Genomic DNA, 642 nt, shown 5'->3' with positions numbered 1-642 from the left:
CCAGCATCTGGTTGGAGATGCCGAACAGCGGCCACAAGGTGTTGATGCCGCCCAGCGGATCGATCACGCCCTGGTACAGCAAGTAACCCCACAGCGCCACGCAGCCGGCGGTGGCGATCAGGTTGGCAGTCCAGGATTCGGTGCGTTTCAGCGCCGGCACGAACGAGCCGAGCAGGTCCTGCAGCATGAAGCGCCCGGCACGGGTGCCGGCGTCCACCGCAGTGAGGATGAACAGCGCTTCGAATAGGATCGCGAAGTGGTACCAGAACGCCATGGTGTTCTCACCCGGCAGCACCGAATGCAGGATCTGCGCGATGCCAACCGCCAGGGTCGGCGCACCGCCGGCACGGGCCAGGATGGTGGTCTCGCCGATGTCCTTGGCCACCGCTTGCAGTGCGTCGGGGGTGATTGCAAAGCCCCAGCTGCTGACAGTCTGCGCCACGGACACCACGTCACTGCCGACGATCGCCGCCGGGCTGTTCATGGCGAAGTACACGCCCGGTTCGATCACCGAGGCCGCGACCATGGCCATGATCGCCACGAAGGACTCCATCAGCATGCCGCCGTAACCGATGTAGCGGGCGTTGGTTTCGTTATCCAGCAGCTTGGGCGTGGTGCCCGAGGAGATCAGCGCGTGGAAAC

Annotated in this window: 1 protein-coding gene; it reads right to left on the bottom strand. The window is 64.8% G+C overall.

What is annotated here, in order from left to right; genetic code table 11:
- On the bottom strand, window positions 1-642 hold a 642-nt coding region (locus tag J3361_RS29290; RefSeq protein ID WP_279382109.1), incomplete at both ends, for a carbon starvation CstA 5TM domain-containing protein.

The sequence above is a fragment of the Pseudomonas sp. OA65 genome (genome assembly GCF_017498305.1).
GTDB classification, from domain to species: Bacteria; Pseudomonadota; Gammaproteobacteria; order Pseudomonadales; family Pseudomonadaceae; genus Aquipseudomonas; species Aquipseudomonas zanjanensis.
Note: the sequence above shows the minus strand (reverse complement) of the source record. Positions and strands in the feature narration are given on the sequence as shown.